Annotated in this window: 15 protein-coding genes, 1 tRNA gene and 3 rRNA genes; 14 read left to right on the top strand and 5 right to left on the bottom strand. The window is 67.8% G+C overall.

The genetic code is table 11. The features are described from left to right. Position 1: 1 nt before the first annotated feature. Positions 2-3,979, bottom strand: a complete 3,978-nt coding sequence (gene eccCa / locus AC6F7H_RS04965; protein ID WP_500755447.1) for a type VII secretion protein EccCa — start codon at positions 3,977-3,979, stop codon at positions 2-4. A gap of 316 nt (positions 3,980-4,295) precedes the next feature. Here eccCa and eccD point away from each other — a divergent pair, with 316 nt between their 5' ends. Further along, positions 4,296-5,801 (top strand): type VII secretion integral membrane protein EccD, encoded by a 1,506-nt coding sequence (gene eccD, locus AC6F7H_RS04960; protein ID WP_500761660.1) that lies wholly within the window; start codon positions 4,296-4,298, stop codon positions 5,799-5,801. A 57-nt stretch (positions 5,802-5,858) separates the two neighbouring features. Here eccD and AC6F7H_RS04955 read toward each other — a convergent pair whose 3' ends face one another. Further along, on the bottom strand, positions 5,859-6,140 hold the full coding sequence (locus tag AC6F7H_RS04955; protein WP_500755446.1) for a DUF397 domain-containing protein: 282 nt from the start codon (positions 6,138-6,140) through the stop codon (positions 5,859-5,861). 292 nt (positions 6,141-6,432) lie between these two features. Between AC6F7H_RS04955 and rpsO the strand changes: the two genes are divergently transcribed. The 5 genes from rpsO (at position 6,433) to AC6F7H_RS04930 (ending at position 11,956) form a co-directional block, all read left to right on the top strand. Further along, entirely contained in the window at positions 6,433-6,720 is a 288-nt protein-coding gene (gene rpsO / locus AC6F7H_RS04950) for a 30S ribosomal protein S15 (RefSeq protein ID WP_109377366.1), read from the top strand. Positions 6,721-7,082: 362 nt separating this feature from the next. Next, positions 7,083-9,296, top strand: a complete 2,214-nt coding sequence (locus AC6F7H_RS04945) for a polyribonucleotide nucleotidyltransferase (protein ID WP_363045170.1) — start codon at positions 7,083-7,085, stop codon at positions 9,294-9,296. Then, a complete protein-coding gene (locus tag AC6F7H_RS04940; protein WP_500755445.1) occupies positions 9,293-10,672 on the top strand; it encodes a M16 family metallopeptidase in 1,380 nt (459 codons plus the stop codon). The genes AC6F7H_RS04945 and AC6F7H_RS04940 overlap by 4 nt, the downstream gene beginning before the upstream one ends. A gap of 72 nt (positions 10,673-10,744) precedes the next feature. Then, entirely contained in the window at positions 10,745-11,497 is a 753-nt protein-coding gene (gene dapB / locus AC6F7H_RS04935; protein ID WP_500755444.1) for a 4-hydroxy-tetrahydrodipicolinate reductase, read from the top strand. A 15-nt stretch (positions 11,498-11,512) separates the two neighbouring features. Further along, a complete protein-coding gene (locus AC6F7H_RS04930; RefSeq protein ID WP_500755443.1) occupies positions 11,513-11,956 on the top strand; it encodes a hypothetical protein in 444 nt (147 codons plus the stop codon). A 90-nt stretch (positions 11,957-12,046) separates the two neighbouring features. On the opposite strand, the gene AC6F7H_RS04925 is transcribed toward AC6F7H_RS04930, so the two are convergent. Together AC6F7H_RS04925 and AC6F7H_RS04920 are read right to left on the bottom strand one after the other, a co-directional pair. Continuing rightward, entirely contained in the window at positions 12,047-12,601 is a 555-nt protein-coding gene (locus tag AC6F7H_RS04925; protein WP_500755442.1) for an SCO5741 family PH domain-containing membrane protein, read from the bottom strand. A 187-nt stretch (positions 12,602-12,788) separates the two neighbouring features. Beyond that, positions 12,789-13,028, bottom strand: coding sequence for a hypothetical protein (locus AC6F7H_RS04920; RefSeq protein WP_500755441.1), 240 nt, complete (start codon positions 13,026-13,028; stop codon positions 12,789-12,791). Between the two features lie 181 nt (positions 13,029-13,209). Here AC6F7H_RS04920 and thyX point away from each other — a divergent pair, with 181 nt between their 5' ends. From thyX to AC6F7H_RS04880, 8 genes are all read left to right on the top strand, one after another. Continuing rightward, complete coding sequence (gene thyX, locus AC6F7H_RS04915) at positions 13,210-13,962, top strand: FAD-dependent thymidylate synthase (protein WP_500755439.1); 753 nt, start codon at positions 13,210-13,212, stop codon at positions 13,960-13,962. 265 nt (positions 13,963-14,227) lie between these two features. After that, positions 14,228-15,127, top strand: a complete 900-nt coding sequence (gene dapA, locus AC6F7H_RS04910) for a 4-hydroxy-tetrahydrodipicolinate synthase (protein ID WP_500755438.1) — start codon at positions 14,228-14,230, stop codon at positions 15,125-15,127. 158 nt (positions 15,128-15,285) lie between these two features. Then, the gene (locus AC6F7H_RS04905; RefSeq protein ID WP_202281874.1) at positions 15,286-16,971 is read left to right on the top strand and encodes a ribonuclease J; all 1,686 of its coding nucleotides are present in this window, start codon (positions 15,286-15,288) and stop codon (positions 16,969-16,971) included. 508 nt (positions 16,972-17,479) lie between these two features. Further along, a 16S ribosomal RNA gene (locus AC6F7H_RS04900) occupies positions 17,480-19,007 on the top strand. Positions 19,008-19,328: 321 nt separating this feature from the next. After that, positions 19,329-22,449, top strand: a 23S ribosomal RNA gene (locus AC6F7H_RS04895). Between the two features lie 86 nt (positions 22,450-22,535). Beyond that, positions 22,536-22,652 (top strand): 5S ribosomal RNA (gene rrf, locus AC6F7H_RS04890). The 16S, 23S and 5S rRNA genes sit together here, the layout of an rRNA operon. Positions 22,653-22,766: 114 nt before the next feature. After that, on the top strand, positions 22,767-23,429 hold the full coding sequence (locus AC6F7H_RS04885; protein ID WP_500761658.1) for a DegT/DnrJ/EryC1/StrS family aminotransferase: 663 nt from the start codon (positions 22,767-22,769) through the stop codon (positions 23,427-23,429). Positions 23,430-23,507: 78 nt separating this feature from the next. Beyond that, positions 23,508-23,580, top strand: a tRNA-Thr gene (locus tag AC6F7H_RS04880). A gap of 52 nt (positions 23,581-23,632) precedes the next feature. Here the strand turns inward: AC6F7H_RS04880 and AC6F7H_RS04875 are convergent. Then, a complete protein-coding gene (locus AC6F7H_RS04875) occupies positions 23,633-26,377 on the bottom strand; it encodes a SpoIIE family protein phosphatase (RefSeq protein ID WP_500755437.1) in 2,745 nt (914 codons plus the stop codon). Positions 26,378-26,802: the final 425 nt, after the last annotated feature.

The raw sequence follows: 26,802 nt of genomic DNA, 5'->3' as shown, positions 1-26,802 counted from the left end.
GTCAGAGGGCCTCCTCCGCCACCAGTCCCGTCTGTACCAACGGCCGTCCCCGTCGTCGGGACACGAAAACGCCCCGTCCCGTGGGCATCGGCCGCGGCCGGACACCGCCCAGGACGTCGCCCTCGGTCGGGTCGCCCGCCAGCACGACGCCCTGGGCCCCCAGCTCCTTGATGCGCTGCATGAAGGCCTCGTACGAGGCGCGGCTCGCGCCGGCCGTCGAGCGCGCGATGATGAAGCGCACGCCCACGTCCCGGGCGAACGGCAGCAGTTCCGTCAGACCGCTGAGCGGGTTGCCGCTCGACGTGGAGACGAGGTCGAAGTCGTCGATGACCACGTACACCGTCGGCCCCTGCCACCAGCTGCGCTCCCGGAGCTGCCGTGCGGTCACGTCGGCGGTGGGAGTGCGGCGCTTCATCAGATCGGCCAGAGCCGCCATGTGGTGTTCCATGGCGTTGGACATCGGAATGTACTCGGCGAGGTGGGAGTCCGGTGTGACGCCCAGCAGGGAGCGCCGGTTGTCCACGACGAACAGCTTGCACTCGTCACCGGGGTAACGCGTCGTCAGCTGCTTGACCAGCAGGCGGAGCAGGTTCGACTTGCCGGACTCGCTCTCGCCGAAGACGAGGAAGAACGGGTCCTGGTCGAAGTCGACGAAGACGGGTTCCAGGTTGTCCTCGTCGAGTGCGAAGGCGATGCCGCGCTCCGGGAAACGGTCGCCCGGGGGCAGCTGTTCCGCCGCGAACTCACGCGGCAGGAGACGGACCGCGGGTGCGCCCGGCGCCTGCCAGTGCCGGGAGACCTCGGCCGCCAGCGCGGCGGTGGCGTCCGCCAGGTCCGTGTCGGAGGTCAGGCCGTCGATGCGCGGCACCGCCGCCATGAAGTGCAGCTTCTGCGGGGACAGACCGCGGCCGGGCACCCCGGTGGGGACGTTCGCGGCCACCTTGCGGTCCAGTTCGGAGTCCATCGTGTCGCCGAGCCGCAGTTCCAGCCGGTTCAGCAGGCTGTCCTTGAGCGCGGACCGCACCTCCATCGAACGGGAGGCGGACAGGACCAGGTGGACGCCGTAGCCGAGGCCGCGGGCGGCGATGTCGAGGATCACCGGGTCGAGCGCCTCGTACTCGGTGCGGAAGTTGGCCCAGCCGTCGACGACCAGGAAGACGTCGCCCCACGGCTGGTCGGTGACCGGGATGTCGCCGCGGGCCCGCCGGGTGCGGAACTCGGCGATGGAGGAGATGCCCGAGGCCCGGAAGTACTCCTCGCGGCGGGCCAGGATGCCGTAGACCTCCGCCACCGTGCGCCGTACCTTCTCCGGGTCCAGTCGCGAGGCGATGCCGCCGACGTGCGGCAGCCCGGCCACCGCGGCCATGCCGCCACCGCCGAAGTCCAGTCCGTAGAACTGCACTTCGTGGGGCGTGTGGGTGAGTGCGAAGGAGCAGATCAGCGAGCGCAGCAGCGTCGACTTGCCGGACTGCGGACCGCCCAGGACCTGCATGTGGCCCGCGGCGCCCGAGAAGTCCACCCACAGCGGGTCACGGCGCTGCTCGTACGGCTTGTCGACGATGCCGACGGGGACCACGAGCCGTCCGGCGCCCTCGTAGCCGGGCTGGGTGAGACCCCGGCCCTCCACGGCGGTGAGGCCGGGCAGCAGTGCGTCCAGCGACGGCGGGCTGTCCAGCGGCGGCAGCCACACCTGGTGGGCCGCCGGACCCTGGGCCTCCAGCCGGCGGACGACGACGTCCAGCACGGTGTCCGCCAGCGCGTCGTCCACCTCGCCGGTGCCGTCCGCCGAGTCCGCGCGCTGCCGCGGAATCGGCGCGTACCGCACCGGGACCTCGGCCGCCGTGAACAGCACCGGCCGCCGGTCCACCGGCAGAGGGCCGTCCGCGGACCCGGCGCCCTGCGAGCCGGAACGGTAGACGCCGGAGACGTACGCCGCCTTGAAGCGGACCATCTCGTCGGTGCCGAACTTCAGGAAGCCGGACCCCGGCACGTTCGGCAGTTCGTACGCGTCCGGCACGCCCAGCGCCGCCCGCGACTCGGCGGCGGAGAAGGTGCGCAGACCGATGCGGTACGACAGGTACGTCTCCAGGCCGCGCAGCCGGCCCTCCTCCAGCCGCTGCGAGGCCAGCAGCAGGTGCACGCCCAGCGACCGGCCGATGCGGCCGATCTGCACGAACATGTCGATGAAGTCCGGCTTCGCCGTCAGCAGTTCGCTGAACTCGTCGATGACCAGCAGCAGCGAGGGGATGGGCTGGAGCGGCGCGCCCGCCGCGCGCGCCTTCTCGTAGTCGTGGATGTTGGCGTAGTTGCCCGCGTCGCGCAGCATCTCCTGGCGGCGGTTGAGTTCGCCGCGGATGGAGTCGCCCATGCGGTCGACGAGGGTGAGGTCGTCCGCCAGGTTGGTGATCACGGCCGCCACGTGCGGCATCTGCGCCATGCCCGCGAAGGTCGCGCCGCCCTTGAAGTCCGCCAGGACGAAGTTCAGGGTCTCGGAGGAGTGGGTGACCGCGAGCCCCAGCACCAGCGTGCGCAGCAGCTCCGACTTGCCGGAACCCGTGGCGCCCACGCACAGGCCGTGCGGGCCCATGCCCTCCTGGGCCGCCTCCTTGATGTCGAGCATCACCGGACGGCCGTCCTCGCCGACACCGATCGGCACCCGCAGCCGTTCCGCCTGGGACCGCGGCCGCCAGGTGCGCCGGGTGTCGACGGAGGCGGCGTCGCCCAGGTTCAACAGATCCGTGAACTCCAGGTTCGCCAGCAGCGGTTCGTCGTCGTCCCCGCCCGAGACCATGCGCAGCGGCGCCAACTGCCGGGCCAGCGCCTCCGCGGACTCGTACGACAGGACGTCGGGCGTTCCCTCGTAGACGACGCCGTGCGCCGATTCCAGGCGCAGCGAACGCGGCCGTACGAGGACGGAGAGGTCACCGTGGGCGCCGGCCGGCTCGCCCTCGGCCACCTCGACGACCGTCACGCCCTGCAGGCCCTCGGGGTTCGCCAGCATGGAGTCCGGCGGGAGGGACACGCCGTCGAGGACGACGACGATGTGCGGGGTGTCCGTCAGGGGGGCGGCGTTCGGGTGGAAGCGGGGACGGCCGCTCAGCCGTGCAGCCAGGAGGTCCTCGATCTCGTGGGGATCGCCGCTGATCAGACGGCGGGAGCCGGCGCCGTCCGCGACACCGGGCAGCTGCGCGTGCGGCAGCCACTTGGCCCATTCCCAGTGCCGCGCCGCCTCCCGACCCGTCGCGACCGCGACGATCAGGTCCTCGGGGGAGTGCAACGAGGCCAGCGAACCGGTCAGAGCGCGGGCCGAAGAGCGTACGGAATCCGGTTCGCCACCGAGTACGACGTGGTAGAAGGCGCGCAGGGAGACCGCCATCGGCAGGTCGTCCAAGGTGCTGTGGACCGCGACGAACCGCTGCATCGCGCCCGCTGTCAGCGGCTCCAGCTGGTCGACCGGGGCCGTCTCGGGGGCGACCAGCGGGGTGGACAGGGACTGCGGACCCAGGCCGATGCGGACCTGCGCGAAGTCCTCGTCGCCCGGCCGCCGTTCCCACACCCGGCTGCCCTCGGCGACCAGCGCCCACAGTTGCTCCGGGGAGGGGTGGAGGTAGTACTGGGCATCACGCTGCGCCTTCGCCGTCTCCAGGGTGGTCCGGCGGGTCCGTGACAGGTAACTCAGGTAGTCACGGCGCAGATCGGCGAGCTGACCCTGGGAACCACGACGGAAGCGGACCACCATCGCGATCGACATGGCGATCGTCGACGCGATCATCACCATGCCCATGATGCGCATGAACGGCTGCCCGCTCGTGAAGAAGAAGACGACCGAGCCGCCCATGCCGAGCGTCGGCAACAGCTGCATCAACACGCTTTCCTGATGCCCCCGAGGCAACTCGGGCGGCGGCTGCACGACCACCTCGCCCGTGGGAACCTCCGGCGGCAGCGCCCTGGGCGGACGTTTGACGACGATCTGGCTCACTGCTCACCAATCCCCTTGCCGGCCCGCCGGATTGCCGTCCGCCACCCCGTGTCTGGCGGACGAGGGCCGCCGCGCGATCCTACTGATCCCATCACACACCGGCGGGCGGTAGGGTGCCGGATGTTCCCGTGAGCACACGCGAGCCCGTCGGACGCACGGGAATTCCGGGTGATGTGCGCGGTATGGCGACTCCAGGATCCGCTCGACGGTTTCCCGTCCGCCCCGTACAGCCCCGTCCTGCGGCGGACGCCGGGAACGAGGCGCAGGACCATCACACCGCAGACACAGCAGCACTGAGGGGGAGCAGCACGTGAGCATGACGGCCTCCACGGCGGCCACCCGCACGGGCGGACCCGACCAGGCAGCCCCGTCCGGGGCGTTGCCGGGGCTCGGCTTCTGCCGGGTCACCATCGTCGCGCCCGACAGCCGCATCGACGTGGCGCTGCCCGACGACGTGCCGGTCGCAGACCTCTACCCGGAGATCCTCCGGTTCGCCCGGCAGAGCCCCACCGAGGGCGCCCCGGTCGGCTACCACCTGGTCCGGCGGGACGGCACCGTCCTCGACAGTTCCCGCTCCTTCGCGGCGCAACGCATCCTCGACGGCGAACTCCTCACCCTTCGTCCCTTCTCCGAGTCGCTTCCGCCGGCCGTGGTCGACGACGTCTCCGAAGCGGTCGCCTCCGCGGTCACCCGGGACCGAGCCCTGTGGCACGGCGACCTCACACGCGCCGCGGGCCTCGTCGGCGGTGGCGTGCTGCCCGCTCTGCTCGCGTTCGTCGCCTGGAACGCCGATCCGCGGCACGACATGCACGGCCTGCCCGGCATCCTCGCGGGCATCGCCGGAGTCCTCCTCGTCGTTCTGGGCTGTGTCCGCGCCCGCGTCTACGACGACCGGGCCGCCGCCGTCGCGCTGGGCCTCGGCGCACTCCCCAACATGGGGGTGGCCGGCTCCGGCCTGCTGTCGCTCTCCGAGGGGCAGGGCGTCGGGAAGCTCCAGTTCCTGCTCGCCTGCGCGGCCGTGCTGGTGGCCTCGGTGATCCTCGCCCTGGTCTCTCCGCGTGGCGACGGCCCGTTCGTGGCCTTCGTGGCCGCCTCGGGCCTCGCCCTGGTCACCACCTTCGTGGCGCTCCTGAGGGACTGGACGCCGGCCGAGATCGCCGCTCTGTGCGCTCCTGTCGCCGTCGGTGCCCTGGCCTTCCTGCCGGGCCTGTCCATGCGTTTCGCGCGTCTGCCCATCGGCTTCGAGGCGCCGCACACCACCTCGCGCTCCTACGGCACCGACCCCGAGCCCCATGAGCCGGTGGACGCCGAGCGCATCGGGGCCCAGGCCCGCCGCGGCCACGAACTCCTGGTCGGCCTGGTCGGCGGCTGCTCGCTGCTCGCGGTCGGCTCCGCCCTCGTGCTCGGCTTCTCCGACGGCCTCTGGGCGCTGCTGCTCGCCCTGGCCACCGGAATCGCGCTGCTCATGCGCGCGCAGCTGTTCCGCTACACCGCGCAGGTCGCCACCCTGCTGGCCGCGGGGCTCGGCTCCCTGGTCGCGCTCGGTCTCGGCCTGGCGCTCAACCCGCCGGACGCCCTGGTCCGCGAGGCGCTGACGGGGGACCGAACCGGTCTCGACATCCGTACGATCTGGCTGGTCGCGGCCATCGCGGCGGTATCGGTGCTGGTCACCGCGATCGGTCTGGTGGCCTCCCGCAGCGGGTTCACGCCCTTCTGGGGCCGCTTCCTGGAGATCGCCGAGGGCTTCGTACTGCTGACACTGGTGCCGCTGACGCTTGCCGTCTTCGACGTGTACGCGATGGTGCGGTCGATGAGCGGCTGACGCGCGACGTCCGGGAGGGCGCACACGCGCGTGCACGCTCCCGGACGCGTACGGCGGTCACTCCGCCTCGGGACCCGCCGGCTCCAGGTCGAACTCCCCGTCCCGCGCGCCCAGCACGAACGCCCGCCACTCCGCCTCCGTGTAGCGGAGCACGGTGTCCGGGTCGAGAGAGGACCGCATGGCCACCGCGCCCTCGGGCAGATAGGCGATCTCGACCCGCTCCTCGTGCTCCTCGGTGCCCGGCGCGCTGTGCCATTCGACGCCGGAGATGTCGAGGGCGTAGAGCTCGTCCTTCTCCCGCTCCTTGCGTGCCCTGATCTCCTCAGCCGTCTCCGCCATGTCGCAGCGACCCCTTCCCGACGTATGAATGGTCCGATGGCCGGTCCGATGACCGGTACGAGCGCTCACCCTAGTGGCACCCCACGCCCCACCTGGGCGGTTCCGCGGACCGTGGTAAAGGGGTCCGCCACCGGCTGGTATTCTGAGCGACGGACGTATGTGTGCTGTGCGCGCCTCGGAGCCCCGCTCCACAGGCCGCGTCCAGCGGATCCCGCCTTCCGAGTCATGGAAGATCCCCCGAGGTGAAGACCGGGGGCGCTCGGTGGCCATTCACAGACCATGAGGAGTAAGCGTGTCGCTCGACGCCGCCACGAAGAACCAGATCATCTCCGAATTCCGCACCAAGGAAGGCGACACCGGCTCCCCCGAGGTCCAGGTCGCCCTCCTTTCGCGTCGGATCTCCGACCTGACGGAGCACCTCAAGACCCACAAGCACGACCACCACTCCCGTCGTGGTCTGCTCATCCTGGTCGGCCAGCGCCGCCGGCTGCTGCAGTACCTCGCCAAGAAGGACATCCAGCGCTTCCGTGCGCTGGTCGACCGCCTCGGCATCCGCCGTGGTGCGGCGGGCGCCCGGTAAGACGCTGTGACGGGAGCGGTTCCCTGGGAAAAGGGGACCGCTCCCTTTGCTGTACGTGCGGAGTGTCACTCCCTCTTTGTAGTGTGGTAGCACAACGCAAGAGCACCGAATCGCCGTGCCGACCGGTACCGCACCAGGTCACCGCCGTCACGGGCACCACCCCGACGTCTCCCCAGACGTCATGACGTACGAGGAAGAAGCGCACCTCGCCGCCGCCGGTCCTCGGTAGTGGCCCCCGGGAGAGTGAACCCGGGAGCTTCGATCGAAGACCGGCCCGCACCAGAAGGTGTGCTTCTCCGCCCGTCCTTCCCGCCATACGGGCGAGGAGGGACGAAAGACGACAAGTAACGGAGAGAACACTGGTGGAGAACGAGACCCACTACGCCGAGGCCGTCATCGACAACGGCTCCTTCGGCACCCGCACCATCCGCTTCGAGACGGGCCGCCTCGCCCGTCAGGCCGCAGGCTCCGCCGTGGCGTACCTGGACGACGACACCATGGTGCTGTCGGCCACCTCCGCCTCCAAGAGCCCCAAGGACCAGCTCGACTTCTTCCCCCTGACGGTGGACGTCGAGGAGCGGATGTACGCGGCCGGCAAGATCCCCGGCTCCTTCTTCCGCCGGGAGGGCCGGCCCTCCGAGGACGCGATCCTCACCTGCCGCCTCATCGACCGCCCGCTGCGCCCGTCCTTCAAGAAGGGCCTGCGCAACGAGATCCAGGTCGTCGCCACGGTCATGGCGCTCAACCCCGACCACCTGTACGACGTCGTGGCGATCAACGCCGCCTCCGCGTCCACGCAGCTGGCCGGTCTGCCCTTCTCCGGCCCGATCGGCGGCGTCCGCGTCGCGCTGATCCGCGGCCAGTGGGTGGCGTTCCCGACGCACACCGAGCTCGAGGACGCCGTCTTCGACATGGTCGTCGCGGGCCGCGCCCTGGAGGACGGCGACGTCGCGATCATGATGGTCGAGGCCGAGGCCACCGAGCAGACCGTCAAGCTGGTCGAGGGCGGCGCCGAGGCCCCCACCGAGGAGATCGTCGCGGCCGGTCTGGAGGCCGCGAAGCCCTTCATCAAGGTCCTCTGCAAGGCGCAGGCCGACCTCGCCGCGAAGGCCGCCAAGCCGACCGGTGAGTTCCCGATCTTCCTGGACTACCAGGACGACGTCCTGGAAGCGCTGACCGGCGCCGTCCGCCCCGAGCTCGCCCAGGCACTCACCATCGCCGGCAAGCAGGAGCGCGAGGCCGAGCTGGACCGCGTCAAGCAGCTCGCCGCCGAGAAGCTCCTGCCGGAGTTCGAGGGCCGCGAGAAGGAGATCTCCGCCGCGTACCGCTCGCTGACCAAGTCACTGGTCCGTGAGCGCGTCATCAAGGAGAAGAAGCGCATCGACGGCCGCGGAGTCACCGACATCCGCACCCTGGCCGCCGAGGTCGAGGCCATCCCGCGGGTGCACGGCTCCGCGCTGTTCGAGCGTGGCGAGACCCAGATCCTGGGCGTCACCACCCTCAACATGCTCCGCATGGAGCAGCAGCTGGACACCCTCTCCCCGGTGACCCGAAAGCGCTACATGCACAACTACAACTTCCCGCCCTACTCCGTCGGCGAGACCGGCCGCGTGGGCTCCCCCAAGCGCCGCGAGATCGGCCACGGCGCCCTCGCCGAGCGCGCCATCGTGCCGGTGCTGCCGACGCGCGAGGAGTTCCCGTACGCGATCCGTCAGGTGTCCGAGGCCCTCGGCTCCAACGGCTCGACGTCCATGGGTTCGGTCTGCGCCTCCACCATGTCGCTGCTGAACGCCGGTGTGCCGCTCAAGGCCCCCGTCGCCGGTATCGCCATGGGCCTGATCTCCCAGGAGATCAACGGCGAGACGCACTACGTCGCCCTCACCGACATCCTCGGTGCGGAGGACGCCTTCGGCGACATGGACTTCAAGGTCGCCGGCACCAAGGAGTTCGTGACCGCCCTCCAGCTCGACACCAAGCTGGACGGCATCCCGGCCTCCGTCCTGGCCGCCGCTCTCAAGCAGGCCCGTGACGCCCGCCTCCACATCCTCGACGTGATGATGGAAGCGATCGACACGCCGGACGAGATGTCCCCGAACGCGCCGCGGATCATCACCGTGAAGATCCCGGTCGACAAGATCGGTGAGGTCATCGGCCCCAAGGGCAAGATGATCAACCAGATCCAGGAGGACACCGGCGCCGAGATCACCATCGAGGACGACGGCACCATCTACATCGGTGCCGCCGACGGCCCGGCCGCCGAGGCCGCCCGCACCACGATCAACGGCATCGCCAACCCGACGATGCCCGAGGTCGGCGAGCGCTACCTGGGCACGGTCGTGAAGACGACCACCTTCGGCGCGTTCGTCTCCCTGCTGCCCGGCAAGGACGGTCTGCTGCACATCTCGCAGATCCGCAAGCTGGCCGGCGGCAAGCGCGTGGAGAACGTCGAGGACGTGCTCGGTGTGGGCGCCAAGGTCCAGGTCGAGATCGCCGAGATCGACTCCCGCGGCAAGCTCTCCCTCATCCCCGTGATCGAGGGCGAGGACGACGAGAAGAAGGCCGACGCCGACAAGTGACGTCCCACGGCTCCAAGGCGACGGCCCGCACCTCCCCGGAGGCGCGGGCCGTCGCCCGTACCCAAACCCTCATCCAGGGCGAGAACGGCATCGGCATCGTCCGCAAGACCACCCTCCCCTGGGGCCTGCGCATCGTCACCGAGACCCTGCCCTCGGTCCGCTCGGCGACCTTCGGCATCTGGGCGCACGTCGGCTCCCGCGACGAGACCCCGGCCCTGAACGGTGCCACCCACTACCTGGAGCACCTGCTCTTCAAGGGCACGCACCGCAGGTCCGCCCTGGACATCTCCTCCGCCATCGACGCCGTCGGCGGCGAGATGAACGCCTTCACGGCCAAGGAGTACACGTGCTACTACGCACGTGTACTCGACACCGACCTGCCGCTCGCCATCGACGTGGTCTGCGACATGCTGACCGGCTCGCGCATCCTCGAGGAGGACGTCGACATCGAGCGCGGCGCGATCCTCGAAGAGATCGCGATGACCGAGGACGACCCCGGCGACTGCGTGCACGACCTGTTCGCGCACACCATGTTCGGCGACAATCCGCTGGGCCGCCCGGTCCTCGGCACCGTCGACACGGTCAACGCCCTCACCGCCGACCGCATCCGCCGCTTCTACAAGAAGCACTACGACCCGACCCACCTCGTGGTCGCCTGCGCCGGCAACATCGACCACGACCAGGTCGTACGCCAGGTCCGCGCCGCCTTCGAGGAGGCCGGCGCCGTCAAGGACCTCGACGCCGAGCCGATCGCCCCGCGCGGCGGACGGCGCGCGCTGCGCACCGCCGGCCGGGTCGAACTGATCGACCGCAGCACCGAGCAGGCGCACGTCATCCTCGGCATGCCGGGCCTGTCCCGCACCGACGAACGCCGGTGGGCCCTCGGCGTGCTCAACACCGCCCTCGGCGGCGGCATGTCCTCCCGCCTGTTCCAGGAGGTCCGGGAGAAGCGCGGCCTGGCCTACAGCGTGTACTCGTACACCTCCGGCTTCGCCGACTGCGGCCTGTTCGGCGTGTACGCCGGGTGCAGGCCGTCCCAGGTGCACGACGTGCTGAAGATCTGCCGCGACGAACTCGACCAGGTCGCCGAACACAGCCTGTCCGACGACGAGATACGGCACGCCATCGGCCAGCTCCAGGGCTCCACCGTCCTCGGCCTGGAGGACACCGGCGCGCTGATGAACCGCATCGGCAAGAGCGAACTGTGCTGGGGCGAGCAGATGTCGGTCGACGACATGCTGGCCCGGATAGCCTCGGTCACGCCGGACGAGGTCCGCGCGGTCGCCCGCGACATCCTGGGGCAGCAGCCCTCGCTGTCGGTCATCGGCCCGCTCAAGGACAAACAGGCCTCCCGGCTGCACGACACCGTCGCCTAGCGGGCCCCGGCGGCCCCCAACCCTCCACGGTCCCCGGTCCTCCCGGACCCCTCCGGTAAGGAAGCAAGGAAGATGAGCAAGCTGCGCGTGGCGGTCCTCGGCGCCAAGGGCCGGATCGGGTCCGAAGCGGTACGGGCCGTCGAGGCCGCCGACGACATGGAGCTGGTGGCCGCACTCAGCCGGGACGACCGGCTGGAGACCCTCGCCGAGACCGGCGCCCAGGTCGCCGTCGAACTGACCACCCCGGCCTCGGTCATGGGCAACCTGGACTTCTGCGTACGTCACGGCATCCACGCGGTCGTCGGCACCACCGGCTGGACCGACGACCGCCTCGCACAGCTGAGGGGCTGGCTCGAGCAGTTCCCGGAGACGGGCGTGCTCATCGCACCGAACTTCTCCATCGGCGCCGTGCTGACCATGAAGTTCGCGCAGATCGCCGCCCCGTACTTCGAGTCCGTCGAGGTCGTCGAACTGCACCACCCCAACAAGGTGGACGCCCCCAGCGGCACCGCCACCCGCACCGCCCAGCTCATCGCCGAGGCCCGCCGCCGGGCCGGCAGCGCCCCCGCCCCGGACGCCACGGCCACCGCCCTGGAGGGCGCCCGCGGCGCCGACGTGGACGGGGTGCCGGTGCACGCCGTCCGGCTGCGCGGCCTGCTGGCCCACCAGGAGGTCCTGCTCGGCGGCGAGGGCGAGACCCTCACCGTCCGCCACGACTCCCTGCACCACAGCAGCTTCATGCCGGGCATCCTGCTCGGCGCCCGCCGCGTGGTGACCACTCCCGGCCTGACCTTCGGCCTGGAACACTTCCTCGACCTGAACTGAGCACGAGCCGACCCCATGCGCGCGAAGATCTCCTACGCCGTCACGGCCGCCGTCCTGGTCGTCTACTTCGTCCTGGTCGGCAGCCGCGGCGTGCTGCTCATCCAGGCCGGTACGCCCCTCACCGTCACCTTCGGCGTGGCGGTGCTCATCCTGCCGGTCATCGGTGTGTGGTTCCTGTGGAAGAACACCGAGTTCGTCCGCAACGCCAACCGCCTCGCCGCCGAACTCGACGCCCAGGGCGGACTGCCCGTGGACGAGCTGAAGCGTCTGCCCAGCGGCCGTATCGACCGGGACTCGGCCGATGAGGTCTTCGCCCGGCGCAGGGCCGAGACGGAGGACGCCCCCGACGACTGGCGCAGCTGGTTCCGGCTCGCCGTCGCCTACCACGACGCCCGCGACACCGCGCGCGCCCGCAAGGCGATGCAACGGGCGATCGCCCTGCGCAGGGCCACCCCCTGACGCCGCGACAAAAAGAGCCGGGGCCCGGTCCGCATGTGCGGACCGGGCCCCGGCTCTTGGCGACGTGAAGTCCGGTCCCGACGAGCAGGGTCAGTCCCGCCGGTATTCGTCGGCCCAGACCTCCACCGAGTCGGCCGCCCGGTCGAAGGCCGGGCCTCGTCCCAGGAAGTCCGCATTGTGCGAGGTCAGCAGCGGCGGCAGGGCCTCCGCCGACCGCCCCCGCCGGGCCAGCAGCAGCGCCTGCCCCTGCACTGTCCTCGGCAGCCCCAGCCAGCGCACCGGCTGCTGCACCGTGCGCACCGTGACCACCTGGGCCCACGGCGTCGTACGGGTGCTGAACAGACTCACCTGCCGCAGCCCGCGGGCACTCACCCACGTGCCCATGCGCAGCAGTCGCAGCGCCCAGAGTATGACGACCAGCGCGAGGGCGAAGACCACACCGGCCGACGACACCGAGGCCGTCGCAGCGATGATCACCGCCGCGAACAGCACGAACGAGGCGAGCAGCAGCAGTATGGCCGCCGTCCCCACTCGCCATGGCCCCGGACGGTACGGGCGCCGCCAGCGGTCACGGTCGTCGTGCGGCAGTGCGACGTCGTCCGCAGTGTCGAAAGCACGATCGGCCGTCAGGAAGGGCAGGGGCACGGCTGGTCCTCACTTGATCCATGCGTGGGCTGTGCCCGGTGAGGCTACCGATCCGCATGCCCCCTCACCACTCTCGGGGGCCCGCTCGGAGCCGGAACCCCCGCCCCGGGTGGTTCCCCGCGCCTGATTCGGCGCGGGGGCGTTGTCCGGTTCGGCGCTCGGTAAGGCGTCCGGTTCGGGCTCCGGGTCAGCGTCCGTCGGACGCCTGTGACTGCTCGCTCCCCGTGGCCGACTGGTCGATGGACAGCGCGGGCATCCCGAGGACCAGGGCCCCCACCAGACCACTGACGATGCAGAGGCCCAGGAGCCAGCGCCCGGCCAGCTCGCCGGCGGAAGCCCGCTCGCGAGGCGGGGGCGTGACATTACTGCGGAACCTGTCGGCAGTGGCAATGAAGGCGAACGGCACGGATTCCCGTCGACCGAACATCAGTGGTGCTTCTCCCGTCGAACTCTCGAACGAATCACTCTCACTGACACAAACGAGCGACACACTCAAAAAGTGCCCAGATGGGGAAATTCGTCGTGACACGGTCCATCTCCCCGCAACGGAGGGCGCCCCCGTAGAGTGGGCGCTGACCTGCAGATGCGATGTGACGGGAAGTGCCCTCTTGACCTCCGCCGACGAACTCCAGCCGTCAACACCCGATGGCGTCACCCTGCGGAGTGACGTCACCGTCGAACTGGTGAAGTCCAGTGCCTCGGACTCGGACGTCCTGTTCGCCGCCCGCGTATCGACCCTCGGCGAGCAGTCCATCGGGGAACTGCAGAAGGACCCGGAGCGCTCCAAGGGCCTGATCAACTACCTGATGCGGGATCGGCACGGCAGCCCGTTCGAGCACAACTCCCTGACGTTCCTCGTCAGTGCGCCGATCTTCGTGTTCCGCGAGTTCATGCGCCACCGGGTCGGCTGGTCCTACAACGAGGAATCCGGGCGCTACCGCGAGCTGCAGCCCGTCTTCTACGTTCCCGACGCGTCGCGCAAGCTGGTCCAGGAGGGGCGCCCGGGCAAGTACGTCTTCGTCGAAGGCACCCCGGGCCAGCACGAGACCGTCCAGAACGTACTGGGCGACTCCTACCGCCAGGCCTACGAGGCCTACCAGAAGCTGCTGGCCGAGGGTGTGGCCCGCGAGGTCGCCCGCGCGGTGCTCCCGGTCGGCCTGTACTCCTCGATGTACGCCACGTGCAACGCCCGCTCGCTGATGCATTTCCTCGGCCTGCGCACCCAGCACGAGATGGCGAAGGTCCCGTCCTTCCCGCAGCGGGAGATCGAGATGGTCGGCGAGAAGATGGAGGCCGAGTGGGCCCGGCTCATGCCGCTCACTCACGCCGCCTTCAACGCCAACGGGCGCGTGGCGCCGTAGCCCGTGCGGCCGGTGCGGTTCGAGTGGTGCTCACAGCTCCTCGTGTCCGCCGGTGACGGGCCTCGCCCGCAGGGCTGATCGCGCATGGGTGATCAGCCCTGCGATTTGTTCGTATTGCGGTATTTAGGGTAATTCATTTAGCCTGATCGAACGGGCCCGGCACTGCCTGAACCCCCGAGCAGGCAGTGCCGGGCTCCACCTTTGTCCTGCCTTGTCGCCTCCCCGAGGGCAGACCCCGACTCAAGCAGCGAGTAGCGTGTAACCCATGGCTCCGACCTCCACTCCGCAGACCCCCTTCGGGCGGGTCCTCACCGCCATGGTCACGCCCTTCACGGCGGACGGCGCACTCGACCTCGACGGCGCCCAGCGGCTCGCCACCCACCTGGTGGACGCAGGCAACGACGGCCTGATCATCAACGGCACCACCGGCGAGTCCCCTACCACCAGCGACGCGGAGAAAGCAGACCTCGTACGGGCGGTCCTGGAGGCGGTCGGAGACCGCGCCCACGTGGTGGCCGGGGTCGGCACCAACGACACCCGCCACAGCATCGAACTGGCCCGCACCGCGGAGCACATCGGCGCACACGGCCTGCTGGTCGTCACCCCGTACTACAACAAGCCCCCGCAGGAGGGCCTCTACCGGCACTTCACAGCCGTCGCCGACGCCACCGAGCTGCCGGTCATGCTCTATGACATCCCCGGCCGCAGCGGCGTCCCGATCAACACCGAGACGCTCGTCCGCCTGGCCGAGCACCCGCGGATCGTCGCCAACAAGGACGCCAAGGGTGACCTCGGCCGCGCCAGCTGGGCCATCGCGCGCTCCCGCCTCGCCTGGTACTCCGGCGACGACATGCTGAACCTGCCGCTGCTCTCCGTGGGCGCGGTCGGCTTCGTCTCGGTCGTCGGCCACCTCGTCACCCCCGAGCTGCGCTCCCTGGTGGAGTCGTACATCTCGGGAGACGTCCAGAAGGCCACCGAGATCCACCAGAAGCTGCTCCCCGTCTACACGGGAATGTTCCGCACCCAGGGCGTGATGACCACCAAGGCGGCGCTCACTCTCCAGGGCCTGCCCGCCGGACCCCTGCGCCCTCCCATGGCCGAGTGCACGCCGGAAGAGATCGAGCAGCTCAAGATCGATCTTGCCGCCGGCGGGGTACAGCTCTGACAACAGACTTCGCGCGACCGCTCGCGCAACCTGACTCCACAACTGAATAAGCGGCGGGCCACCGGTGCCCGCGCACCACAACGACAACTGCTTCTGCACGAACGTCATGCGCGCCACGTGCCCCACCGGTACGTGGCGCGTGTGGTGAGGAGAGTCTTTTGAGTCATCCGCATCCTGAACTCGGTCCGCCCCCGCCGCTTCCCGCGAGCGGGCTGCGCGTCACCCCGCTCGGCGGTCTCGGCGAGATCGGCCGCAACATGACGGTCTTCGAGTACGGCGGCCGTCTGCTCATCGTCGACTGCGGAGTGCTGTTCCCCGAGGAGGAGCAGCCCGGAATCGACCTGATCCTGCCGGACTTCACGTCCATCCGGGATCGCCTCGACGACATCGAGGGCATCGTCCTCACCCATGGTCACGAGGACCACATCGGCGGTGTTCCGTTCCTTCTCCGCGAGAAGCCGGACATCCCGCTGATCGGCTCCAAGCTGACCCTCGCTCTCATCGAGGCGAAGCTCCAGGAGCACCGCATCCGCCCCTACACCCTGGAGGTCGCCGAGGGGCACCGCGAGCGCATCGGCCCGTTCGACTGCGAGTTCGTCGCGGTCAACCACTCGATCCCCGACGCGCTCGCCGTGGCCATCCGCACCCCCGCCGGCATGGTGGTCCACACCGGCGACTTCAAGATGGACCAGCTTCCGCTGGACAGCCGCCTCACGGACCTGCACGCCTTCGCCCGGCTCAGCGAGGAAGGCATCGACCTCCTCCTCTCCGACTCGACGAACGCCGAGGTCCCGGGCTTCGTCCCGCCCGAGCGCGAAATCTCCAACGTCCTTCGGCAGGTCTTCGCAGGCGCCCGCAAGCGGATCATCGTGGCCAGCTTCGCCAGCCACGTCCACCGCATCCAGCAGATCCTGGACGCGGCGCACGAGTACGGACGCCGGGTGGCCTTCGTCGGCCGCTCCATGGTCCGCAACATGGGCATCGCCCGTGACCTCGGCTACCTGAAGGTCCCGCCGGGCCTGGTCGTCGACGTCAAGACGCTGGACGACCTGCCGGACAGCGAAGTGGTCCTGGTGTGCACGGGCTCGCAGGGCGAGCCCATGGCCGCCCTGTCCCGGATGGCCAACCGCGACCACCAGATCCGTATCGTCCAGGGCGACACGGTGATCCTCGCGTCGTCGCTCATCCCCGGCAACGAGAACGCGGTCTACCGGGTCATCAACGGTCTGACCCGCTGGGGCGCCAACGTCGTCCACAAGGGCAACGCCAAGGTGCACGTCTCGGGCCACGCCTCCGCCGGCGAGCTGTTGTACTTCTACAACATCTGCCGCCCGAAGAACCTGATGCCGGTGCACGGCGAATGGCGCCACCTGCGGGCCAATGCCGAACTGGGCGCCCTGACGGGTGTCCCGCACGACCGCATCGTCATCGCGGAGGACGGGGTCGTCGTAGACCTGATCGACGGCAGGGCGAAGATCTCCGGCAAGGTCCAGGCCGGGTACGTCTACGTCGACGGCCTCTCCGTCGGCGATGTCGGCGAGCCCGCTCTGAAGGATCGCAAGATCCTCGGTGACGAGGGCATCATCTCGCTCTTCGTGGTGATCGACTCGTCCACCGGGAAGATCACCGGCGGCCCGTATGTCCAGGCCCGCGGCTCCGGGATCGACGACTCCGCCTTCAGTGCCGTACTGCCGAAGATCACGGAAGTCCTGGAACGGTCGGCTCAGGACGGCGTCGTCGAACCGCACCAGATGCAGCAGCTGATCCGCCGCACGCTGGGCAAATGGGTCTCCGACACGTACCGGCGCCGGCCGATGATCCTTCCAGTGGTCGTAGAGGTCTGACGACCTGTAGGACAAGCCCGCACGGGTGAACTGGGAGCGGGGCGGCCTCGATTTGCATCGAGCCGCCCCGCTCCAGTACGTTTACGGCTCACCCCGACCGGGAACCCGATCGCTTCAAGCGTCGGAACCAGTTCCTGGAGGGGTGAGGAAATCCGACTCAGAACTTCTGATAAAGTCGGATCCGCCGGAAAGGGAAACGCGGAAAGCGGGAACCCGGAAAGCGAAACCCGAGGAAATCGGATCGGAAAGATCTGATAGAGTCGGAAACGCAAGATCGAAGGGAAGCGCCCGGAGGAAAACCCGCAGGGGTGAGTACGAAGGAAGCGTCCGTTCCTTGAGAACTCAACAGCGTGCCAAAAATCAACGCCAGATATGTTGATACCCCGTCTCCGGTCATCAGGCCGGGACGAGGTTCCTTTGAAGAATCACAGCGAGGACGCTGTGAACCGCCGGACTATTCCTCCGGTGGTTCCGCTCTCGTGTGTGTCACCGGGACATCCCGGAAGCATTCACGGAGAGTTTGATCCTGGCTCAGGACGAACGCTGGCGGCGTGCTTAACACATGCAAGTCGAACGATGAACCACTTCGGTGGGGATTAGTGGCGAACGGGTGAGTAACACGTGGGCAATCTGCCCTCCACTTCGGGACAAGCCCTGGAAACGGGGTCTAATACCGGATACCACCCCCGCCCGCATGGGCGGGGGTCGAAAGCTCCGGCGGTGGAGGATGAGCCCGCGGCCTATCAGCTGGTTGGTGAGGTAACGGCTCACCAAGGCGACGACGGGTAGCCGGCCTGAGAGGGCGACCGGCCACACTGGGACTGAGACACGGCCCAGACTCCTACGGGAGGCAGCAGTGGGGAATATTGCACAATGGGCGCAAGCCTGATGCAGCGACGCCGCGTGAGGGACGACGGCCTTCGGGTTGTAAACCTCTTTCAGCAGGGAAGAAGCGCAAGTGACGGTACCTGCAGAAGAAGCGCCGGCTAACTACGTGCCAGCAGCCGCGGTAATACGTAGGGCGCGAGCGTTGTCCGGAATTATTGGGCGTAAAGAGCTCGTAGGCGGCCTGTCGCGTCGGTTGTGAAAGCCCGGGGCTCAACCCCGGGTCTGCAGTCGATACGGGCAGGCTAGAGTTCGGTAGGGGAGATCGGAATTCCTGGTGTAGCGGTGAAATGCGCAGATATCAGGAGGAACACCGGTGGCGAAGGCGGATCTCTGGGCCGATACTGACGCTGAGGAGCGAAAGCGTGGGGAGCGAACAGGATTAGATACCCTGGTAGTCCACGCCGTAAACGGTGGGCACTAGGTGTTGGCGACATTCCACGTCGTCGGTGCCGCAGCTAACGCATTAAGTGCCCCGCCTGGGGAGTACGGCCGCAAGGCTAAAACTCAAAGGAATTGACGGGGGCCCGCACAAGCAGCGGAGCATGTGGCTTAATTCGACGCAACGCGAAGAACCTTACCAAGGCTTGACATACACCGGAAAACCCTGGAGACAGGGTCCCCCTTGTGGTCGGTGTACAGGTGGTGCATGGCTGTCGTCAGCTCGTGTCGTGAGATGTTGGGTTAAGTCCCGCAACGAGCGCAACCCTTGTCCCGTGTTGCCAGCAGGCCCCTCCGGGGGTGCTGGGGACTCACGGGAGACCGCCGGGGTCAACTCGGAGGAAGGTGGGGACGACGTCAAGTCATCATGCCCCTTATGTCTTGGGCTGCACACGTGCTACAATGGCCGGTACAATGAGCTGCGATACCGCGAGGTGGAGCGAATCTCAAAAAGCCGGTCTCAGTTCGGATTGGGGTCTGCAACTCGACCCCATGAAGTCGGAGTTGCTAGTAATCGCAGATCAGCATTGCTGCGGTGAATACGTTCCCGGGCCTTGTACACACCGCCCGTCACGTCACGAAAGTCGGTAACACCCGAAGCCGGTGGCCCAACCCCTCGTGGGAGGGAGCCGTCGAAGGTGGGACTGGCGATTGGGACGAAGTCGTAACAAGGTAGCCGTACCGGAAGGTGCGGCTGGATCACCTCCTTTCTAAGGAGCACTTCTCACCGATCCCCTCGGGGTGAGGTCAGGGGCCAGTACATCGGCGAACGTCCGATGCTGGTTGCTCATGGGTGGAACGTTGATTATTCGGCCGGCCGTCTCGGGCCGGAGACTGCAAGTACCGCTCCCCGGAGCGTGGAACGCATGATCTCCGGACGGACGCCGGCCGGGCACGCTGTTGGGTGTCTGAGGGCACGGCCGCACGGCCGGGAAGCCTTCGGTGCCGGCCCCGGTGCACCCGAGCCTCGGCTCGGGGTGACGGGTGGTCGGTCGTTGTTTGAGAACTGCACAGTGGACGCGAGCATCTGTGGCCAAGTTTTTAAGGGCGCACGGTGGATGCCTTGGCACCAGGAACCGATGAAGGACGTGGGAGGCCACGATAGTCCCCGGGGAGCCGTCAACCAGGCTGTGATCCGGGGGTTTCCGAATGGGGAAACCCGGCAGTCGTCATGGGCTGTCACCCATACCTGAACACATAGGGTATGCGGAGGGAACGCGGGGAAGTGAAACATCTCAGTACCCGCAGGAAGAGAAAACAACCGTGATTCCGGGAGTAGTGGCGAGCGAAACCGGACGAGGCCAAACCGCAGGCGTGTGAGACCCGGCAGGGGTTGCGCATGCGGGGTTGTGGGATCTCTCTTCCACGGTCTGCCGGCCGTGGGACGAGTCAGAAACCGTATGGATAGGCGAAGGACATGCGAAAGGTCCGGCGCAGAGGGTAAGACCCCCGTAGCCGAAATCTGTACGGCTCGTTGGAGAGACACCCAAGTAGCACGGGGCCCGAGAAATCCCGTGTGAATCCGGCGGGACCACCCGCCAAGCCTAAATATTCCCTGGTGACCGATAGCGGACAGTACCGTGAGGGAATGGTGAAAAGTACCCCGGGAGGGGAGTGAAATAGTACCTGAAACCGTGTGCCTACAAGCCGTGGGAGCGTCGCATGCAGGCTTGCCTGCATGTCGTGACTGCGTGCCTTTTGAAGAATGAGCCTGCGAGTTTGCGGTGTGTTGCGAGGTTAACCCGGGTGGGGAAGCCGTAGCGAAAGCGAGTCCGAACAGGGCGTTTCAGTAGCACGCTCAAGACCCGAAGCGGAGTGATCTAGCCATGGGCAGGTTGAAGCGGCTGTAAGAGGTCGTGGAGGACCGAACCCACCAGGGTTGAAAACCTGGGGGATGACCTGTGGTTAGGGGTGAAAGGCCAATCAAACTCCGTGATAGCTGGTTCTCCCCGAAATGCATTTAGGTGCAGCGTCGCGTGTTTCTTGCCGGAGGTAGAGCACTGGATAGGCGATGGGCCCTACCGGGTTACTGACCTTAGCCAAACTCCGAATGCCGGCAAGTGAGAGCGCGGCAGTGAGACCGTGGGGGATAAGCTCCATGGTCGAGAGGGAAACAGCCCAGAGCATCGACTAAGGCCCCCAAGCGTACGCTAAGTGGGAAAGGATGTGGAGTCGCACAGACAACCAGGAGGTTGGCTTAGAAGCAGCCATCCTTGAAAGAGTGCGTAATAGCTCACTGGTCTAGTGATTCCGCGCCGACAATGTAGCGGGGCTCAAGCGTACCGCCGAAGTCGTGTCATTGCGATATGTACCCCCAACGGGGATCGTGATGGGTAGGGGAGCGTCGTGTGCCGGGTGAAGCAGCCGCGGAAGCGAGTTGTGGACGGTTCACGAGTGAGAATGCAGGCATGAGTAGCGATTCACACGTGAGAAACGTGTGCGCCGATTGACCAAGGGTTCCTGGGTCAAGCTGATCTGCCCAGGGTAAGTCGGGACCTAAGGCGAGGCCGACAGGCGTAGTCGATGGACAACCGGTTGATATTCCGGTACCCGCTGTGAAGCGACAGACATCGAACCAGGCGATGCTAAGTCCGTGAAGCCGCCCCGGATCCTTCGGGTGAAGGGGAGTGGTGGAGCCGACGGACCAGACCTGTAGTAGGTGAGTGATGGGGTGACGCAGGAAGGTAGTCCAGCCCGGGCGGTGGTTGTCCCGGGGTAAGGGTGTAGGACGTCAGGCAGGCAAATCCGCCTGACATGTGTCTGAGACCCGATGCCGAGCCGATTGCGGTGAAGTGGATGATCCTATGCTGTCGAGAAAAGCCTCTAGCGAGTTTCATGGCGGCCCGTACCCCAAACCGACTCAGGTGGTCAGGTAGAGAATACCGAGGCGTTCGGGTGAACTATGGTTAAGGAACTCGGCAAAATGCCCCCGTAACTTCGGGAGAAGGGGGGCCACGCCCGGTGATCCGATTTACTCGGTGAGCTGGGGGTGGCCGCAGAGACCAGCGAGAAGCGACTGTTTACTAAAAACACAGGTCCGTGCGAAGCCGTAAGGCGAGGTATACGGACTGACGCCTGCCCGGTGCTGGAACGTTAAGGGGACCGGTCAGTCAGGATTCGTCCTGGCGAAGCTGAGAACTTAAGCGCCAGTAAACGGCGGTGGTAACTATAACCATCCTAAGGTAGCGAAATTCCTTGTCGGGTAAGTTCCGACCTGCACGAATGGCGTAACGACTTCTCGACTGTCTCAACCATAGGCCCGGTGAAATTGCATTACGAGTAAAGATGCTCGTTTCGCGCAGCAGGACGGAAAGACCCCGGGACCTTTACTACAGTTTGATATTGGTGTTCGGTTCGGCTTGTGTAGGATAGCTGGGAGACCGTGAAGCCGCCACGCCAGTGGTGGTGGAGTCGTCGTTGAAATACCAGTCTGGTCGTGCTGGATGTCTAACCTGGGTCCGTGATCCGGATCAGGGACAGTGTCTGATGGGTAGTTTAACTGGGGCGGTTGCCTCCTAAAGGGTAACGGAGGCGCCCAAAGGTTCCCTCAGCCTGGTTGGCAATCAGGTGGTGAGTGTAAGTGCACAAGGGAGCTTGACTGTGAGACCGACGGGTCGAGCAGGGACGAAAGTCGGGACTAGTGATCCGGCGGTGGCTTGTGGAAGCGCCGTCGCTCAACGGATAAAAGGTACCCCGGGGATAACAGGCTGATCTTCCCCAAGAGTCCATATCGACGGGATGGTTTGGCACCTCGATGTCGGCTCGTCGCATCCTGGGGCTGGAGTCGGTCCCAAGGGTTGGGCTGTTCGCCCATTAAAGCGGTACGCGAGCTGGGTTTAGAACGTCGTGAGACAGTTCGGTCCCTATCCGCTGCGCGCGCAGGAACATTGAGAAGGGCTGTCCCTAGTACGAGAGGACCGGGACGGACGAACCTCTGGTGTGCCAGTTGTTCTGCCAAGGGCATGGCTGGTTGGCTACGTTCGGGAGGGATAACCGCTGAAAGCATCTAAGCGGGAAGCCTGCTTCGAGATGAGTGTTCCCACCCACTTGATGGGGTAAGGCTCCCAGTAGACGACTGGGTTGATAGGCCGGATCTGGAAGCCTCGTAAGGGGTGGAGGTGACCGGTACTAATAGGCCGAGGGCTTGTCCTCAGTTGCTCGCGTCCGCTGTGTTGGTTCTGAAACCACGAACGACCCCGCGCCCGTTGGGTGTGGTGCGGTTGAGTGTTTCATAGTGTTTCGGTGGTCATAGCGTGGGGGAAACGCCCGGTTACATTCCGAACCCGGAAGCTAAGCCTTACAGCGCCGATGGTACTGCAGGGGGGACCCTGTGGGAGAGTAGGACGCCGCCGAACAAATCGTGACAGGGTTGGACCCCGAACTTCGGTTCGGGGTCCAACCCTTTTTTGTTCTGCGTCACTTGAAGTTCACGTTGCGCCACGAGCATCCATCCCATGGGTACTGCTGCACTGCTCAGGGCCGCCGGTGTCGGAGTCGGTGACGAGGTGGTCGTGTCCGCCTTCGGGAACGTGGAAGTCGCCGAGGCCGTCACCCTTGCAGGCGCGTTGCCGGTGTTCGCCGAGATAGATCCGGTGACCTACTGCCTCGCGCCGGCCGCCGTGGAAGCCGCCATAACTCCGCGGACGGCAGCCGTTGTTGCCGTCCACCGCTTCGGCAGGCAGGCCGACATCGCCCGACTGCACATCCTCGGGCAGCGGCACGGCCTGCTGATACTGGAGCGCGGAGAGTCCGAGGGGCCGTACGACGAGATCGCTCGGCGCAGGGCGCGGGCGGCCTATCTCGACGCGAAACTGCGGGGTGTTCGAACCCCCGACGGTGGCGACGGGCACACCTACCAGCAGTACGTCGTGCGAGTGCCCGGGAACGGTCGCCCGGACCGGGACGCTTTTGCGCAAGCCGTACGGGCCAAGGGGGTTGAGTGCAGGGTGCCGGTGAAGACGCCCGTGCACCGGCTGCCCGGATTCCGGCGGTGCGTTTCCCTGCCCGAGACCGAGCGGGCCGCCGACGAGACGCTGGCCTTGCCAGTGGACGCCTCGCTGACCAAGCGGGACATGCAGCGTGTCGCGTCGGCCTGCAACGCGCTGGGCGGGCTGCTTCAGCCGGCTCTCTGAAGCGTGGTTGGGAGCACAGGGCTGGTCAGGGTATGATCTATTCCGTTGCCACCGCGGGAAACCGCAGAGCGGCAACAGGCCCCTATAGCTCAGTCGGCAGAGCGTCTCCATGGTAAGGAGAAGGTCAACGGTTCGATTCCGTTTGGGGGCTCCGACAGAAAGGCCCCGCCCTCCCGGGCGGGGCCTTTCTCATGCCCTGGCTCTCAGTCCTGGTGGAGGCCCGGAACGCGCATGGCGAGGATCGCCATGTCGTCGGAGGGGGCGTCGGAGGCGAAGCGTTCCACGGCGCGCATGATGCGGGCGGCGACCGCGCCCGCGGTGAGGCCCGTGCAGGTCGTCAGGACCTCGGCGAGGCCGTCGTCGCCCAGCATGTTCAGGCCCTCACGGCGCTCGGTGACACCGTCGGTGACGCACAGCAGGACGTCGCCCGGGTCGAGGACGACCGTCTGCTCGTAAAGGTCCAGGTCTTCGAGGACACCGAGGAGGGGCTGCGGTTCGGCGGCGGGTTCCACGGTGCCGTCCTGGCGCAGGCGCAGCGGGAGGGGGTGGCCCGCGCACACCACCTTCAACTCCGCGCTGCCGTCCTCCTGCGGGCGCAGCTCGCCGTACAGGAGGGTGAGGAAGCGGCTGCGGGCGCCCTCGTCGAGGATGGCGGAGTTCAGGCGCTCGAGGACCGCCGGGCCGCTGAGGCCCTCGCGGGCCAGCAGCCGGAGCGCGTGCCGGGCCAGCCCGGTGACGGCCGCGGCGTTCGGGCCCGTACCGCAGACGTCGCCGATGGCGAAGCCGTAGGCGCCGTCGCTGATCGGGAACAGGTCATAGAAGTCGCCGCCGACCTCATTGCCCTCGCCGGCCGCGCGGTAGATGACCTCGACCTCGACGCCGTCGATCACGGGGAGTTCCGGCGGCAGGAGGCTGCGCTGGAGGGACTGGCTGATGGCCGTGCGCTCGGAGTAGAGACGGGCGTTGTCCAGGGCCAGGGCGGCCCTGCGGGAGAGGTCCTCGGCGAGTTCCAGGATCTCCTGCCGGAAGTGTTCGTCGGTCGGTTTGCCGAGCGTCAGCATGCCGATGACGCGGTTGCGGGCGACCAGGGGGAGGACCACCGTCTCGCCGCCCACCGCGGAGGCCGTCGTGAGGGTGGGGCCGATGCCGGAGGCGACCTGGTTGCTCGGGCCACCGCTCAGGCCGAGGCTCCGCATGGAGGTGCGCAGGGCCGCCTGGTGGGCCACCTCGCCGGGCGCCGACCATACGCGGGCGCCGGGGGTGGGGACTGGGTCGGGCGGGGCCATTTTCGAGAGCAGGGACTTGATGCCGTCGATGAGTTCCTCGTCCTCGTGCAGGACGTAGGAGAGATACGGCTCGGAGGCCTGGTCGGCGATCGTGTAGACGGCGCACCAGGTGGCCAGGGTGGGGACGGTCATCTGGGCCATGAGCGCCAGGGTCTGGTCGCGGTCCAGGGTGCCGGCCAGCAGGTCGGAGGCCTCGACGAGGAAGCTCAGTGAGCCGCGGCGCAGTCGTTCCAGCTCGCCCAGGCGGGCCGACTCGACGGCCAGGGCGATGCGGTCGGCGGCGAACTGGAGGCGCAGCGCCTCCTCGTTGGAGTATCTGCAGGCTCCCTCCGCGGCGACGCCGAGGGAGCCGGTGAGGCGGCCCTCCACCTTGAGCGGGACGGTGACGACCGAGCGCATGCCGGTGCCGTTGAGGAGGGGGACCGCGCCGGGCAGAGCGGTGAGGTCGTCGTGGACGGACGGCATCCGGGCAGAGCCGTAGCGGCCGGAGCCGGCCTCCACCGGGACGCGGGCGAAGCGCTGTCGGGCGGAGGGCAGGCCGGTGGAGGCGCGTACCTCGAGTTCGGTCTCGTCGTCGGTGGCGAGCAGGAGGAAGGCGGAGTCGCCGTCGAGCATGTCGCGGGCGCGTTCCACCGTGCGCTGGAGGAGGCTGTCGAGGTCGTCGGGGGCGGGCGAGCCGATGAACACCTCGAAGGGGTCAGTGCTCTGGTTCTCGGAGGTGTCGGAGGCGGTGACTCGCAACGGGGTCTGCAGGACGGCCCGTTCGTGGTCCCTGACGAGGAGGCACACGGTGGACGGGTCACCGTCCGCGTCGCGGACGCGCAGGTGGGAGGCGTAGACGGGGGTCACTCGGCCGTGGGCGTCCCTTATGCCGTAGCTGCCTTCCCAACGGGAGAGTTGGAGCGCCTCCGCGATGCCGGTGCCGGTGCCGGGAGTGTGCGGCCAGGCCGCGAGATCGGTGAGCGGCTTGCCGGTGACCTGGTCGGCTCTGTATCCGAAGAGTTCTTCCGCGTCTTCGTTCCAGGAGGAGATGGCGCCGATCCGGTCGATCTGCACGACGGCGACACGGACCCGGGTGTCGGCGATGGGCAGGAGGTCGGACGGCAGTGCCGGACCGGCCGTGCGCGTGCCCACCGGGCGCTCGGGAATGTCGAGTTGGAACCAGACGGTCTTGTAGGTGGGGCTGTACTCCACGCCCCAGCGGTCGGCCAGGGCCGCGCAGAGCTGGAGGCCGCGTCCCCCTTCGCGGTCGGGGCTGCCCATGGTGGCGGCCGAGCCCTGGAGCGGCACTTCGCGTTCCGGATACCGGTCGGCCACCTCGATCCGTACGCCGTCGTCACTGCGCAGGCACAGGAGGTCGGCGGAGGTGCCGGCGTGAACCACGGCGTTGGTGACGAGCTCACTGGTGAGGACCACGGCGTCGTCGATGACGTCGGCGAACCCCCACCCCTGGAGGGTGTCGCGGACGAAGGCGCGGGCACTCGCGACCGAGCGCCCGACGGGCTCGAAACTGGCGGCCGCGCGCGCGGTGATCACAGAACTCCTCGACCGGTTCTCTGCGTGCATGGTTCCACGGCCGACCGGTTCGTCCCGCTGGTGCGGCAGGCCGTTCGTCGGCCGTCGGTCCGGGGGCTGGTCCCCCGGGATCAGTCCGGTGGTCATGTGTGCGGCCGCCCTCCGATGCCCGCTCGACTCCGTGCCGGCCATCGCCCGGGCCGGACGGACCGGCGTGGCTGGACAGCCGCATGCAAGGTTACTTACCTTCGCGGTCCGAGCGGATGCCGGTCTGCGGTGTTTCCGTCCGGAGGTGTCCGACGCTCGGAAGCTGTGCGGACGATGTGCGAAGCTGCCGAACTGTTATGGCCTGGTTCGGTGGGGGTGAAACACTGGGCAGGCTTGTTGTTGCGAAGGTCCGGACAGGCGGGGTGTCTTCCGTGCCGGGCGGGCAGTGGCTTCGGATGGCCCCCCGGTCGGCCGGGCAGGTATCGCGGCAGTACAGGAACATGCACGAGTAAGCAGAGTAAGCAGTAGGAACAGCTTTCACGGGTACGCCGTGCGGCGGTGCCCGAGCACAAGCAGTAACGGTC

It is taken from the genome of Streptomyces sp. MMS24-W38 (assembly GCF_059889265.1).
This window is presented reverse-complemented; position numbering and strand designations above follow the sequence as displayed.

Coding starts and splice junctions, on each gene's coding strand:
- eccD (WP_500761660.1), top strand. CDS start 4,296: ATGACGGCCTCCACGGCGGCCACCCGCACGGGCGGACCCGACCAGGCA.
- AC6F7H_RS04955 (WP_500755446.1), bottom strand. CDS start 6,140: ATGGCGGAGACGGCTGAGGAGATCAGGGCACGCAAGGAGCGGGAGAAG.
- dapB (WP_500755444.1), top strand. CDS start 10,745: ATGAGCAAGCTGCGCGTGGCGGTCCTCGGCGCCAAGGGCCGGATCGGG.
- AC6F7H_RS04930 (WP_500755443.1), top strand. CDS start 11,513: ATGCGCGCGAAGATCTCCTACGCCGTCACGGCCGCCGTCCTGGTCGTC.
- AC6F7H_RS04920 (WP_500755441.1), bottom strand. CDS start 13,028: ATGTTCGGTCGACGGGAATCCGTGCCGTTCGCCTTCATTGCCACTGCC.
- dapA (WP_500755438.1), top strand. CDS start 14,228: ATGGCTCCGACCTCCACTCCGCAGACCCCCTTCGGGCGGGTCCTCACC.
- AC6F7H_RS04875 (WP_500755437.1), bottom strand. CDS start 26,377: ATGACCACCGGACTGATCCCGGGGGACCAGCCCCCGGACCGACGGCCG.